Here is a 12,714-nt window from a genome sequence, read left to right on the forward strand (position 1 = left end):
AGGCATCACCACCACCTCACGAGAGGCACCCGCCATGAGCGCCGCCACCCGCCGCACCGTCATACAGACCGCCGTCGGCATCGCCGCCGCCCTGCCCGCCATCGTCCACGTGACGGGAGTCTCCGAGGCACTGCCCGGCGTCGCCGTCTCTCTCGGCGTCGCCGCCGGCGTCACTCGCGTGATGGCGATCCCCGCCGTCGAGGCGTTCCTCGACCGGTTCGGCCTCGGCCTCATCCAGGACGGACACGCCAACAAGTGACCGCGCCCCCGCCCTCCGACCCGGTATCCGTCGCCGTCGCCCTCGCCGAGCTCCGCGGCGACCTCGGTACCGGCGTCGCCGAGATCAAAGGCAGCCTCGCCCTGCTGGTGCAGCGCGCAGGACAGACCGACCAGACCATCGCCGGCCAGCGCGAGGACCTCGACGCAGTCGAGGTCCGCCTCACGTCCGTCGAGCGCCGCATGTGGGCCGCCTCGGGCGGCGCCGCAGTGCTGGGGACCATCGCCGGATACGCCGTGCAGTTCCTCGGCAAGTGACCGCCAAGCCTCGCCCCCGCACGGCCCCTAGGGTCGCGCGGGGGGCGTTTCGTCGTTGGTGTCCTCGACGACGAACGTGCCGCGGGCGGGCAGCGTGACGACGAGACCGCGCTCACGCAGCTCGCGCACGGCCCGGCGGGCAGTCAGGTACGCGACGCCGTACACCTCGGCGAGATCCCGCTCGGCGGGCAGCATCGCCCCCGGCGGGATAGTGCCCGCGTTGATCTGTGCGGCGAGGTCGTCGGCTACCTGTACGTAGACGTACACGGGCCGCGCCGGATCGATCCGGCCGCTACGGTCACGCTCCATATCGTCGAGCCTGCTGCACTGCTCGGCCGCATGCAGATCGAGGATGCGCTGTATTGCTGCGTATAGCAGTAGATAGCGATACCGTGAGCAAACAAAGGGACCCCCGGACCGGGCAAGGTCCGAGGGCCGTGTCGACGCTGCGAAGGAGCGAACGACATGAGCGAGACTACCGAGCGCACCGCGGGCGACGGAACGGGCACCGCGTGGGAGCCCCGCGGATTCACGCCCCGCTACCGGGCAGCGTGGGCCGTCCTTATCGATCACCTCGCCGGGGCGGACAACAAGACACCGTGCGAGCCGTGCAACGCGTACGAGCAGTGCGCGACGGGCGCCGAGCTGCGGGTCGAGATGCACGCGGCACGAGCGGAGATGCGAGCCGAGCGAGCTGCGGCGCAGCAATGATCTGCGCCCGCTGCGACAAGCCGATCCGGCCCGGCGAGGAGTACACGACGGAAGCCATCGCCGGGGCGAGCGCTGGCGGGGCGGACATCCACATGCACAAGCGACGCTGCGCGCGCCCGCCCGCAGTGGCGCGCCCTCGGACCTACCCCAAGCAAGATCAACAACGCTACTGAGAGGCACTGAAAACCATGTTCGACAATCTGACCTGGCGTACGTCGTCCTACTCCGGCGGTAACGGTGCGTGCGTCGAGGTCGCCAAGACCGGCGACGGCGCGCACTTCCGGGACACCAAGGATCGCCCCCGCGGCGCCGCGTTCGTCGCGCCCGCGGCATGGGGCGCGTTCCTTGGCGCGGTGAAGACGGGCGAGCTCGGCGCCTGATCCGTCACCGCGGAAACCCCCGGCCGGCGTTGTCCGGTCGGGGGTTTCTGTTGTCTGGGGGAGGTGCCAGGATCAGGGAGGGTTGACCCGGATGCCGCCCGTAGGCAGATTGGTCTACACCACATGTCGACAGCGTCAGCGCGTTGGGAGTCGCAAGGAATGAGCAACGAGCGTTCGTCTCTATCCAACCTGCTCAAGGAAGAGCGCAGGTTCGCGCCCCCTGCCGACCTGGCCGCGGGCGCCAACGTCACGGCCGAGGCGTACGAACAGGCCAAGGCTGACAGGCTGGGCTTCTGGGCCGAGCAGGCCCGTCGGCTGACCTGGGCCGTGGAGCCCACCGAGACCCTCGACTGGTCGAATCCGCCCTTCGCCAAGTGGTTCAAGGACGGCAAGCTCAACGTCGCGTACAACTGCGTCGACCGGCATGTGGAGGCCGGTCACGGTGACCGCGTCGCCATCCACTTCGAGGGCGAGCCCGGCGACAGCCGCGCCATCACCTACGCCGAGCTCAAGGACGAGGTCTCCAAGACCGCCAACGCCCTGCTCGAACTCGGTGTCCGCAAGGGCGACCGGGTCGCGGTGTACATGCCGATGATCCCGGAGACCGCGATCGCGATGCTGGCCTGCGCCCGCATCGGAGCCGCGCACTCCGTCGTCTTCGGCGGCTTCTCGGCCGACGCCCTCGCCACCCGCATCCAGGACGCCGACGCCAAGGTCGTCATCACCTCCGACGGGGGCTACCGCCGGGGCAAGCCGTCCGCGCTCAAGCCGGCCGTCGACGACGCGATCGAGCGCGTGGACAACGTCGAGCACGTACTCGTCGTACGGCGCACGGGCCAGGAGATCGCCTGGACCGAGGGCCGGGACGTGTGGTGGCACGAGATCGTCGAGCGGCAGTCCGCGGAGCACACGCCCGAGGCGTTCGACGCGGAGCACCCGCTGTTCATCCTCTACACGTCCGGTACGACGGGTAAGCCCAAGGGCATCCTGCACACCTCGGGCGGCTACCTCACGCAGACCTCGTACACGCACTGGGCGGTCTTCGACCTCAAGCCGGAGAGCGACGTCTACTGGTGCACCGCGGACGTCGGCTGGGTCACCGGGCACTCGTACATCGTGTACGGGCCGCTGGCCAACGGCGCGACCCAGGTCATGTACGAGGGCACGCCGGACACCCCGCACCAGGGCCGGTTCTGGGAGATCGTGCAGAAGTACGGGGTGACCATCCTGTACACGGCGCCGACGGCCATCCGCACGTTCATGAAGTGGGGCGACGACATCCCCGCCAAGTTCGATCTGAGCACCCTGCGGGTCCTCGGGTCCGTGGGCGAGCCCATCAACCCCGAGGCCTGGATCTGGTACCGCAAGAACATCGGTGCCGACCGCACGCCGATCGTGGACACCTGGTGGCAGACCGAGACCGGCGCGATGATGATCTCGCCGCTCCCGGGCGTGACCGAGACCAAGCCGGGTTCGGCGCAGCGGCCCCTGCCGGGCATCTCCGCGACCGTGGTCGACGACGAAGCGAACGAGGTGTCGAACGGAGGCGGCGGCTATCTGGTGCTCACCGAGCCGTGGCCGTCGATGCTGCGCACCATCTGGGGTGACGACCAGCGGTTCATCGACACGTACTGGTCGCGCTTCGAAGGCAAGTACTTCGCTGGGGACGGCGCGAAGAAGGACGACGACGGCGACATCTGGCTGCTCGGGCGGGTCGACGACGTGATGCTCGTGTCCGGGCACAACATCTCCACCACGGAGGTCGAGTCGGCACTGGTGTCGCACCCCGCGGTCGCCGAGGCGGCGGTCGTGGGTGCCGCGGACGAGACCACCGGGCAGGCGATCGTGGCGTTCGTGATCCTGCGGGGCACGGCGTCCGAGGACGACGGTCTCGTCGCCGAGCTGCGCAACCACGTCGGCGCGACGCTCGGCCCCATCGCCAAGCCGAAGCGGATCCTTCCGGTGGGGGAGCTGCCGAAGACGCGGTCGGGCAAGATCATGCGGCGTCTGCTGCGCGATGTCGCCGAGAACCGTCAGCTGGGTGACGTCACCACGCTGACGGACTCGACCGTGATGGACCTGATCCAGGCGAAGCTGCCGGCGGCGCCCGGCGAGGACTGAGCAGTCCCCTGGTTCGCGACGGGGCGCCCGGCAGCAGCCGGGCGCCCCGTTTTTCTGTTCTTCATGCCCGAACCCTCCCCCACCTCCCGCTCACGCGTTCCCGTTCGCCGTCCGCCTGACCCCGCTTCCGCACGATAAGCACATATTTAATTCGTATGGGTCAGGTAAAATGATTGATGGGTGTGCCGGGAAGTCTGGTCGGCGAGCCGTCCGCGATCCCGGACGGTGGTCAGCCGTCGTACCGACCCGGAGGTCTTCACCGTGGCCACGCCCCGCACCCGTGACCGCACGTTCCTCGGACGTCTCTCCCTTCCCGAGCGGACGATCGTCACGAATGCGCTGCGCGCCGAGACCGTCGGTGGTGTGCTGCTTCTGCTCGCCGCGGTCGTGGCCCTGATCTGGTCCAACACAGGCGTGCTGCACAGCGCCTACGAGAACATCGGCCACTTCAGCTTCGGGCCCGCCACCCTCGGACTGCATCTGTCCGTCCAGCACTGGGCTGCCGACGGCCTCCTCGCGATCTTCTTCTTCGTCGCCGGCATCGAACTCAAGCGCGAACTGGTCGCAGGCGATCTCCGGGACCCGCGCGCCGCGGTACTCCCCGTGATCGCCGCGCTCTGCGGTATGGCCGTACCCGCGGTCGTCTACGCCCTCACCAACGCTGCCTACGGCGGCTCCTTCGCCGGCTGGGCGGTCCCCACGGCCACCGACATCGCGTTCGCGCTCGCGGTCCTCGCGGTCATCGGCACCTCCCTGCCCTCGGCCCTGCGCGCCTTCCTGCTCACCCTCGCCGTCGTCGACGACCTGTTCGCGATCCTGATCATCGCCGTCTTCTTCACGAACCGTCTCGACTTCGTGGCCCTCGGCGGCGCCATGGTCGGGCTCGTCGCGTTCTGGGTGCTGCTACGCAAGGGCGTACGCGGCTGGTACGTGTACGTCCCGCTCGCGCTGGTCATCTGGGGCCTGATGCACAACAGCGGTGTCCACGCCACCATCGCCGGCGTGGCCATGGGGCTGATGCTGCGCTGCCACCGCCACGGGGACGAGGAGCACTCCCCCGGCGAGTACATCGAACATCTCGTACGGCCCCTGTCAGCGGGGCTCGCTGTGCCGCTGTTCGCCCTGTTCAACGCGGGCGTCGTGATCTCGGGCGGGGCCCTCGGGGACGTCTTCACCAGGCCGGAGACCCTCGGCGTCGTACTCGGCCTCGTCGTAGGGAAGACGGTCGGCATCTTCGGCGGTACATGGCTGGCGGTCCGCTTCACGCGCGCCACGCTCAGCGAAGGGCTCGCCTGGGCGGACGTGTTCGCGGTCGCCACTCTGGCGGGGATCGGATTCACCGTCTCCCTGCTCATAGGCGAACTCGCCTTCGCGGGCGACGCCGTGCTCACCGACGAGGTCAAGACGGCGGTCCTCGTCGGGTCCCTGATCGCAGCCCTGTGCGCCACCATGCTGCTGAAGATACGGAACGCCAAGTACCGCGCACTCTGCGCGGACGAGGAGCGCGACGAGGACCTCGACGGCATTCCGGACGTCTACGCGGACGACGATCCGGCCTACCACCTGCGGATGGCCGAGATCCTCGAACGCAGGGCCGCCGAGCACCGCAGGCTCGCCGCACTCAAGGGAGCGGTGAGCGGGTCGCCGTCCGACGCCGGGAAGCAGCCGTCCTCCGGTCGCTGAGACGCCGCGTCCGGCTGAGCGGGCGCCGCCCGCCGTCCGGACGCGGACAGCGGCACACTTGCCGAAGTAGCGGGCGGGCCAAGCGAGGAGAACGACCGTCCGGCATGATCTGACACATCCACACAACTCCGCAGCGGCGCGGAGCAGACACGCAGAGAGCAGGGAGACCGCGATGAGCGCACCCGACGGCAGCCCGGTCGGCGCCGAACGCAGCATCGGCCAGCTGTTCGCCTCGGCGACGACCGAAATGTCCGCGCTGGTGCACGACGAGATCGCGCTGGCCAAGGCCCAGCTCCGGCAGGACGTCAAGCGCGGCGCGACGAGCGGCGGCGCGTTCTCGGCCGCGGGCGCCGTACTGCTGTTCTCCCTGCCCATGCTCAACTTCGCGCTGGCGTACGGGATCCGGACCTGGAGCGGCTGGAACATGGCCGTCTGCTTCCTGCTGTCCTTCGCCGCCAACGTGCTCGTCGCCGCGCTGCTCGCGCTCATCGGCACGGTCTTCGCGAAGAAGGCCAAGAAGAGCAAGGGCCCGCAGAAGGTCGCCGCTTCGATGAAGGAGACCGCGGGCGTGCTGCAGCACGCCAAGCCGCACCCTCGTCAGCCGAACTCGACCGACAAGGCTGCCGAGGCTGTGGCACGCTCGTCCTCATGACGGACCCCGCCACTCCTTCGGCGCAACCCACCTCGGTCGTGCGGCTCGACGTACCCGGCGAAAAGCAGGTGACGCACCGGGACGTCGCGGCCAACGGCGCACGCTTCCACATCGCGGAACTGGGCGACGGCCCGCTGGTGCTCCTGCTGCACGGTTTCCCGCAGTTCTGGTGGGCCTGGCGGCATCAGCTGGTCGCTCTCGCCGACGCCGGCTTCAGGGCCGTGGCGATGGATCTGCGGGGGGTGGGCGGCAGCGACCGTACGCCGCGCGGTTACGACCCGGCGAATCTGGCGCTCGACATCACCGGGGTCGTCCGGTCCCTGGGCGAGCCCGACGCCGCACTCGTCGGTCACGATCTGGGCGGGTACCTCGCCTGGACGGCGGCGGCCATGCGCCCCAAGCTCGTGCGGCGGCTCGTGGTCGCCTCGATGCCGCACCCGCGACGCTGGCGCTCGGCGATGCTCGGCGACTTCAGGCAGACGGCCGCGGGCTCCTACATATGGGGGTTCCAGCGGCCCTGGATCCCTGAGCGCCACCTCACCGCCGACAACGCCGCCCTGGTCGGACGGCTCATCCGGGACTGGTCGGGCCCGCGACTGCCCGACGACGAGGCCGTGGAGGTGTACCGGCGCGCCATGTCCATCCCGTCGACGGCACACTGCTCGATCGAGCCGTACCGCTGGATGGTGCGCTCGCTGGCCCGCCCTGACGGCATCCAGTTCAACCGCCGCATGAAGCGGCCGGTGCGGGTGCCCATGCTGCATCTGCACGGCTCCCTGGACCCCGTGATGCGCACGAGGAGCGCAGCAGGATCGGGCGAGTACGTCGAGGCGCCGTACCGCTGGCGGCTGTTCGACGGGCTGGGCCACTTCCCGCACGAGGAGGACCCGGTGGCGTTCTCCGCCGAGCTGATCAACTGGCTCCGGGATCCCGAACCCGACCGCTGACCCACGTCCGAGCCACGTCCCGCCCCCGCCGGATCGGGCCCCGGGGAGATCGCATGCGACCCCGTTCGGTGACCTCGCGGATGCACTCGGTGGCCGGACGGGAACGCCCGTTCCCCGACCGGCCACATGCCCGCCGCATAAGCCAATTGGGGGGTGCAGGAGCGGTTATCGACCTTGGGGCGGGGGCAGACGTCGGGGTATGGGCTGGACGCACGACTACAGTGACGTAGCACGCAACCGCAGCTCGGCCGCAGGGCCGGGCTCCCACGAGGGGGGCGCCCCGCAGCTGGCGGGCACCGACCCCCGCGTCAGCATCCACCACATTCTGCGCCGCCGGGCCCGCTGGGTCTCGGTACGTCTGCGTCACCAACGCGGCTGACCCGGTCTTCCGGAAAGCGGGTGCCCCCGCTCTCCGCAGTCAGAGCGCACAGCTGTCGCTGTCCACCTGCTGATTTGCCGTACGCCCCTTGGAGATGTCCTCCCGGACCTCGTCCGCGCTGAGCGCGTACCCCGTGTCGGGGTCGTCGAGGGACTTGGCGAAGACCACTCCGTAGACCCTGCCCTCGGGTGTGAGCAAGGGGCCTCCGGAGTTGCCCTGGCGGACGGTCGCGAACAGCGAGTACACATCGCGGCGGACCGTGCCGCGGTGGTAGATGTCCGGGCCGTTGGCCGTGATGCGGCCACGGACGCGCGCGGGCTGGACGTTGTACGAGCCGTTCTCCGGGAATCCGGCGACGATCGCGTTGCTGCCGCCGGCCGCGTCCTTGGACGTGAACTGCAGCGCCGGCGCATTCAGGTCGGGCACGTCGAGTACGGCGATGTCGCGGTGCCAGTCGTAGAGCACGACCTTCGCGTCGTACCTCCTGCCCTCGCCGCCTATCTGGACGGTGGGCTCGTCGACCCCGCCGACCACGTGCGCGTTGGTCATCACGCGGCGGTTGCCGAAGACGAAGCCGGTTCCTTCGAGGACCTTGCCGCAGCGCTGCGCCGTACCCATGACCTTGACGATGGACCGCTGCGCGCGCGTGGCGACCTCACTCTTCGCGAGGGCCGGGTCGGGGGGCCGCACCTCGGTGATGGGCTCGTTCGCGAACGGGCTGAAGACCTGCGGGAAGCCGTTCTGCGCGAGGACCGTGGAGAAGTCGGCGAACCAGGTGTCCGCCTGCTCGGGCAGGGCACGGGAGACCCCGAGGAGCACCTTGGAGCTGCGGACCTCCTTCCCGAGCGTCGGCAGCGTCGTACCGGCGAGGGCCGAGCCGATCAGCCAGGCGACCAGAAGCATCGCCACCACGTTGACGAGGGCGCCGCCCGTGGCGTCCAGGGCGCGCGCCGGGGACCAGGTGATGTACCGGCGCAGCTTGTTGCCGAGGTGCGTGGTCAGAGCCTGGCCGACGGAAGCGCAGACGATCACGACGACGACAGCGACGACGGCGGCGGTCGTGCTCACCTTGTGGTCACTCGTCGCCCTGTCCCAGAGGAAGGGCAGCAGATAGACCGCAAGCAGCCCACCCCCCAAGAAGCCGATCACCGACAGGATGCCGACGACGAAACCCTGGCGGTAGCCGACGATCGCGAACCACACGGCGGCGACCAGCAACAGGATGTCCAGCACGTTCACTGATTCGAGCCTCGCCTCGTCACATTCGGGCCGTCTTCGTCCGGCCGGGGACCCGGCCCGTCACACAACGGCAAGAGGGCACGACGTCCCCCGGAAAAAGACAGCACGGGGGTCACCTTGTCATGCGCGCCAGTCCAGCGGGACCTGCTTGTCGCGGTCCCAGGGGCGCTCCCAGCCCGCGTAGTGAAGCAGGCGGTCGATGACGCCCGCCGTGAAACCCCAGACAAGGGCGGATTCGACCAGGAATGCCGGACCCCGATGGCCACTCGGGTGGACGGTGGTGGCTCTGTTGGCCGGATCCGTGAGATCCGCCACGGGCACGGTAAAGACCCGCGCGGTCTCATTGGGATCGACGACACCCACCGGGCTCCTCTCGCGCCACCAGCCGAGGACGGGGGTCACGACGAAACCACTGACCGGGATGTACAGCTTGGGCAGCACACCGAAGAGCTGGACACCGCTCGGATCGAGCCCGGTCTCCTCCTCGGCCTCGCGGAGAGCGGCCCGCAGCGGGCCGTCGGCCCTCGGGTCGCCGTCCTCGGGGTCGAGAGCACCACCGGGGAACGAGGGCTGGCCCGCGTGCGAGCGCAGCGAACCGGCGCGCTCCATCAGCAGCATCTCGGGGCCGTGATCGCCCTCGCCGAACAGGATCAGCACGGCCGACTGGCGCCCCGCGCCGTCCTCCGGCGGCAGAAATCGGCTGAGCTGGAGCGGCTCGACGGTCTGCACCGCCCGCACGACCGGGTCCAGCCAGTCGGGCAGTCCCTCCGTGTTCAGACGCAGCCGTTCGCCGTCCGTGTCGCTCATGCGATCCGTATTACTCGCGTGTGTCATCGCCACCCCCGTTCTGCCGATCCCAACGCCCGCGGAAGCGTGAATCGTTCCGCACGTCCCCCGTGTGGGTGTCCTGGGGACCGGCCCCCATGCGCCCTCCCTCGCCTGACCGGCGCGCGCTCCTGCCCCGGCGCCTCACCCGGCCCCCAGCGGCGGCGCAGGCTTTCCGCCTGCGTCCAGATAGGCCTGCGGAGGCTTGAGCCGCTGGCCCGGGAAGCCGCCCTTCTCGTACTTCAGGAGCTTCTTCGCCTTCTCGGGATCGGTCTCGCCCTCCCCGTACGCCGGGCACAGCGGGGCGATCGGGCAGGCGCCGCAGGCCGGCTTGCGGGCATGGCAGATCCGGCGGCCGTGGAAGATCACATGGTGCGACAGCATCGTCCACTCGCTCTTCGGGAAGAGCGCACCGACCGCCGCCTCGATCTTGTCGGGGTCGGTCTGGTCGGTCCACTGCCACCGCCGTACAAGCCGCTGGAAATGCGTGTCGACGGTGATGCCGGGGTGGCCGAAGGCGTTCCCCAGCACCACGAAAGCGGTCTTGCGGCCCACGCCGGGCAGCTTGACGAGGTCCTCCACGATGTCGGGCACCTCGCCGCCGAACTGCTCCACCAGCGCCTTGGAGAGACCGATCACGGACTTGGTCTTGGCCCGGAAGAAGCCGGTCGGGCGCAGGATCTCCTCGACGTCCTCCGGATTGGCGGCCGCGAGGTCCTCGGGAGTCGGGTACCTGGCGAAGAGCCCCGGGGTGGTCTGGTTCACTCGCAGGTCGGTGGTCTGCGCGGACAGGACCGTCGCGACGATCAGCTGGAAGGGGTTCTCGAAGTCCAGCTCCGGGTGGGCGTAGGGGTACACCTCGGCGAGTTCGCGGTTGATACGGCGGGCGCGGCGGACGAGAGCTGCGCGTGACTCGTTGCCGGGGGGCTTCGCTGCGATCGTCCTGGCCGGGGCGGCGGCCTTCACGGCGACCGTGCCCTTCTCGTAGACGGCCTCCGGCGTGGCGGCCTTCTTCGCCGAGGTGGCCTTCTTGACCGCGGCCTTCGCCGCCGGGGTCTTCTTGGCGGCCGTCTTTTTCGCTGGCGCCGACTTCTTCGCCGATGCCGACTTCGCGGGCGTGGCCGACTTCGCCGATGTGGCCGTCTCGGAAGCGGCGAAGGCCGTCCCCGTGGTGGCCTTCTTGGCGGTCGCCTTGTTGGCAGGCCGCTTCGACGGCGCCTGCTCAGGCGTCGCCTTCGCCGTCTTTGCCGTTTTCCTGCCGCCGCCGGAGCCCTGTTCGCCCACAGCAGAATCGCGACGTACAACCACCCGCCCAGCCCCCTTGGCCTGTGCTCTCACCGGTATTTGGACACCCGGCCAGCCTAAAGCCCGGCACCGACATCCGCCCTGGAGCCAGAAGATCGGCCCCCGATTGGACCCCTGCCGCATACCCCGGCACATCCGTGCGGCATCCTTGTGACAGATCACACTGTTTGGACCGCCCGGCAAAATGGGGAACACGGTCCCCTGGTATACGGGGGAGCAAGATCCCCTGAGCAGGTCGACAAGGAGAGAACTCGTGGACGACGTTCTGCGGCGCGCCCCGCTCTTCGCGGCGCTCGATGACGAGCAGGCCGCGGAGCTCCGCGCCTCCATGAGTGAGGTGACCCTCGCCCGCGGCGACTCGCTGTTCCACGAGGGCGACCCCGGTGACCGCCTGTACGTGGTCATGGAGGGCAAGGTCAAGCTTCACCGCACCTCGCCCGACGGGCGCGAGAACATGCTCGCGGTCCTCGGCCCCGGTGAGCTGATCGGCGAGCTGTCGCTGTTCGACCCCGGTCCGCGTACGGCGACGGCCACCGCGCTGACCGAGGTCAAGCTGCTGGGCCTGGGCCACGGCGACCTTCAGCCGTGGCTGAACGCGCGGCCCGAGGTGGCCGCGGCTCTGCTGCGCGCCGTCGCACGACGGCTGCGCAAGACCAACGACCAGATGTCCGACCTGGTCTTCTCGGACGTGCCCGGCCGTGTGGCCCGCGCGCTGCTGGACCTCTCGCGACGGTTCGGCGTGCAGTCCGAGGAGGGCATCCACGTCGTGCACGACCTCACCCAGGAGGAGCTGGCCCAGCTGGTCGGCGCGTCCCGGGAGACGGTCAACAAGGCGCTGGCGGACTTCGCCGGGCGCGGCTGGCTCCGTCTGGAGGCCCGCGCGGTGATCCTGCTGGACGTGGAGCGGCTGGCCAAGCGCTCCCGCTGACGCCTGGTCCCGGCCGGTACGACCCTGGGCCCCGTCCTCCGAGGAGGCGGGGCCCGTTGTCGTCGCCGTCAGGGCCTTCGCCCGCGCATCCTCACCCTGGCCTGAAGGGCCTCGCCGCCGAGCGGCCTCTTGCGGCCCGTCGTCGACCAGGTCCGTGAGCGGCTTCCGGGCGCCTCAGATCAGCCCGTGTTCCCGCAGGTAGTCCAGTTGCGCCCGTACGGACAGCTCGGCCGCCGGCCACAGGGAACGGTCCACGTCGGCGTAGACGTGTGCCACGACCTCGTCGGGTGTGCGGTGACCGTTCTCGACCGCGGTCTCGACCTGGGCGAGTCGGTGGGCGCGGTGGGCGAGGTAGAACTCGACGGCGCCCTGGGCGTCCTCCAGGACGGGCCCGTGGCCGGGCAGCACGGTGTGGACGCCGTCGTCGACGGTCAGCGACCTCAGGCGGCGCAGGGAGTCCAGATAGTCCCCGAGCCGGCCGTCGGGGTGCGCCACGACGGTCGTACCGCGGCCGAGGATGGTGTCACCTGTCAGGACGGCGCGATCGGCCGGGAGGTGGAAGCTCAGCGAGTCCGCGGTATGGCCCGGCGTCGACACGACGCGCAGTTCCAGGCCGCCGACCGTGACGACATCGCCGTGGCCGAGTCCCTCGTCGCCGAGCCGGAGCGCCGGGTCCAGGGCCCGCACAGGGGTGCGGGTCAGCTCGGCGAACCGTACGGCGCCCTCCGCGTGGTCCGGGTGGCCGTGCGTGAGCAGCGTGAGCGCGACCTGTTTGCCGGCCTTCTCCGCCGTGTCGATCACATTGCTCAGGTGTCCGTCGTCGAGCGGCCCGGGATCGATCACGACCGCGAGCTCGGAGTCGGGCTCGGAGACGATCCAGGTGTTGGTGCCGTCGAGGGTCATCGCCGACGCGTTGGGGGCGAGGACATTGACGGCACGCTCGGTGGCGGGACCCGAGAGGACCCCGCCGCGCGGCTGTCCGGGGAGAGCTGCAGCGTCCGTCATGCGGA

At 70.0% G+C, this 12,714-nt stretch carries 15 protein-coding genes; 10 read left to right on the plus strand and 5 right to left on the minus strand.

The window, feature by feature from the left end; translation table 11 throughout:
- The first annotated feature begins 34 nt into the window (after positions 1 to 34).
- Positions 35 to 259 (plus strand): hypothetical protein, encoded by a 225-nt coding sequence (locus ACQEXA_RS26405; protein ID WP_432930747.1) that lies wholly within the window; start codon positions 35 to 37, stop codon positions 257 to 259.
- The gene (locus ACQEXA_RS26410) at positions 256 to 534 is read left to right on the plus strand and encodes a hypothetical protein (protein WP_432930745.1); all 279 of its coding nucleotides are present in this window, start codon (positions 256 to 258) and stop codon (positions 532 to 534) included. The genes ACQEXA_RS26405 and ACQEXA_RS26410 overlap by 4 nt, the downstream gene beginning before the upstream one ends.
- A 27-nt stretch (positions 535 to 561) precedes the next feature.
- Here the strand turns inward: ACQEXA_RS26410 and ACQEXA_RS26415 are convergent, their stop codons facing one another.
- Entirely contained in the window at positions 562 to 843 is a 282-nt protein-coding gene (locus ACQEXA_RS26415; RefSeq protein ID WP_432930744.1) for a GntR family transcriptional regulator, read from the minus strand.
- Between the two features lie 156 nt (positions 844 to 999).
- On the opposite strand from ACQEXA_RS26415, the gene ACQEXA_RS26420 reads away from it, so the two are divergent.
- From ACQEXA_RS26420 to ACQEXA_RS26450, 7 genes are all read left to right on the plus strand, one after another.
- Positions 1,000 to 1,245 (plus strand): hypothetical protein, encoded by a 246-nt coding sequence (locus tag ACQEXA_RS26420; RefSeq protein ID WP_432930742.1) that lies wholly within the window; start codon positions 1,000 to 1,002, stop codon positions 1,243 to 1,245.
- Positions 1,246 to 1,433: 188 nt separating this feature from the next.
- Entirely contained in the window at positions 1,434 to 1,625 is a 192-nt protein-coding gene (locus ACQEXA_RS26425) for a DUF397 domain-containing protein (protein ID WP_432930740.1), read from the plus strand.
- A 159-nt stretch (positions 1,626 to 1,784) separates the two neighbouring features.
- Positions 1,785 to 3,746, plus strand: a complete 1,962-nt coding sequence (acs, locus tag ACQEXA_RS26430; RefSeq protein ID WP_432930738.1) for an acetate--CoA ligase — start codon at positions 1,785 to 1,787, stop codon at positions 3,744 to 3,746.
- A 261-nt stretch (positions 3,747 to 4,007) separates the two neighbouring features.
- Positions 4,008 to 5,429 (plus strand): Na+/H+ antiporter NhaA, encoded by a 1,422-nt coding sequence (gene nhaA / locus ACQEXA_RS26435; RefSeq protein WP_432939397.1) that lies wholly within the window; start codon positions 4,008 to 4,010, stop codon positions 5,427 to 5,429.
- 172 nt (positions 5,430 to 5,601) lie between these two features.
- Complete coding sequence (locus tag ACQEXA_RS26440) at positions 5,602 to 6,081, plus strand: phage holin family protein (RefSeq protein WP_432930736.1); 480 nt, start codon at positions 5,602 to 5,604, stop codon at positions 6,079 to 6,081.
- Positions 6,078 to 7,028, plus strand: coding sequence for an alpha/beta fold hydrolase (locus ACQEXA_RS26445; protein ID WP_433131205.1), 951 nt, complete (start codon positions 6,078 to 6,080; stop codon positions 7,026 to 7,028). Before ACQEXA_RS26440 ends, ACQEXA_RS26445 begins: the two co-directional genes overlap by 4 nt.
- A gap of 199 nt (positions 7,029 to 7,227) precedes the next feature.
- Positions 7,228 to 7,407, plus strand: a complete 180-nt coding sequence (locus tag ACQEXA_RS26450) for a hypothetical protein (RefSeq protein ID WP_359402001.1) — start codon at positions 7,228 to 7,230, stop codon at positions 7,405 to 7,407.
- A 39-nt stretch (positions 7,408 to 7,446) separates the two neighbouring features.
- On the opposite strand, the gene ACQEXA_RS26455 is transcribed toward ACQEXA_RS26450, so the two are convergent.
- From ACQEXA_RS26455 to nth, 3 genes are all read right to left on the minus strand, one after another.
- Positions 7,447 to 8,646: a MarP family serine protease gene (locus ACQEXA_RS26455; RefSeq protein ID WP_432930733.1), complete on the minus strand. Its 1,200-nt coding sequence runs from the start codon at positions 8,644 to 8,646 to the stop codon at positions 7,447 to 7,449.
- A 120-nt stretch (positions 8,647 to 8,766) separates the two neighbouring features.
- The gene (locus ACQEXA_RS26460; protein WP_432930731.1) at positions 8,767 to 9,453 is read right to left on the minus strand and encodes an NUDIX hydrolase; all 687 of its coding nucleotides are present in this window, start codon (positions 9,451 to 9,453) and stop codon (positions 8,767 to 8,769) included.
- Between the two features lie 162 nt (positions 9,454 to 9,615).
- Positions 9,616 to 10,755, minus strand: a complete 1,140-nt coding sequence (gene nth / locus ACQEXA_RS26465) for an endonuclease III (RefSeq protein ID WP_433131207.1) — start codon at positions 10,753 to 10,755, stop codon at positions 9,616 to 9,618.
- A 274-nt stretch (positions 10,756 to 11,029) separates the two neighbouring features.
- Between nth and ACQEXA_RS26470 the strand changes: the two genes are divergently transcribed.
- On the plus strand, positions 11,030 to 11,704 hold the full coding sequence (locus ACQEXA_RS26470) for a Crp/Fnr family transcriptional regulator (RefSeq protein ID WP_030573597.1): 675 nt from the start codon (positions 11,030 to 11,032) through the stop codon (positions 11,702 to 11,704).
- A gap of 174 nt (positions 11,705 to 11,878) precedes the next feature.
- Here the strand turns inward: ACQEXA_RS26470 and ACQEXA_RS26475 are convergent, their stop codons facing one another.
- Positions 11,879 to 12,709, minus strand: coding sequence for an MBL fold metallo-hydrolase (locus ACQEXA_RS26475; protein WP_432930726.1), 831 nt, complete (start codon positions 12,707 to 12,709; stop codon positions 11,879 to 11,881).
- Positions 12,710 to 12,714 lie beyond the last annotated feature (5 nt).

The organism is Streptomyces sp. CA-106110, from assembly GCF_050936285.1.
Classification (GTDB): Bacteria; Actinomycetota; Actinomycetes; order Streptomycetales; family Streptomycetaceae; genus Streptomyces.

What these genes read in the sequence shown, in the direction of transcription:
- ACQEXA_RS26405 (WP_432930747.1), top strand. Translation starts at nt 35, where the DNA reads ATGAGCGCCGCCACCCGCCGCACCGTCATACAGACCGCCGTCGGCATC.
- ACQEXA_RS26415 (WP_432930744.1), bottom strand. Translation starts at nt 843, where the DNA reads ATGGAGCGTGACCGTAGCGGCCGGATCGATCCGGCGCGGCCCGTGTAC.
- ACQEXA_RS26420 (WP_432930742.1), top strand. Translation starts at nt 1,000, where the DNA reads ATGAGCGAGACTACCGAGCGCACCGCGGGCGACGGAACGGGCACCGCG.
- ACQEXA_RS26425 (WP_432930740.1), top strand. Translation starts at nt 1,434, where the DNA reads ATGTTCGACAATCTGACCTGGCGTACGTCGTCCTACTCCGGCGGTAAC.
- acs (WP_432930738.1), top strand. Translation starts at nt 1,785, where the DNA reads ATGAGCAACGAGCGTTCGTCTCTATCCAACCTGCTCAAGGAAGAGCGC.
- ACQEXA_RS26440 (WP_432930736.1), top strand. Translation starts at nt 5,602, where the DNA reads ATGAGCGCACCCGACGGCAGCCCGGTCGGCGCCGAACGCAGCATCGGC.
- ACQEXA_RS26445 (WP_433131205.1), top strand. Translation starts at nt 6,078, where the DNA reads ATGACGGACCCCGCCACTCCTTCGGCGCAACCCACCTCGGTCGTGCGG.
- ACQEXA_RS26450 (WP_359402001.1), top strand. Translation starts at nt 7,228, where the DNA reads ATGGGCTGGACGCACGACTACAGTGACGTAGCACGCAACCGCAGCTCG.
- ACQEXA_RS26460 (WP_432930731.1), bottom strand. Translation starts at nt 9,453, where the DNA reads ATGAGCGACACGGACGGCGAACGGCTGCGTCTGAACACGGAGGGACTG.
- ACQEXA_RS26475 (WP_432930726.1), bottom strand. Translation starts at nt 12,709, where the DNA reads ATGACGGACGCTGCAGCTCTCCCCGGACAGCCGCGCGGCGGGGTCCTC.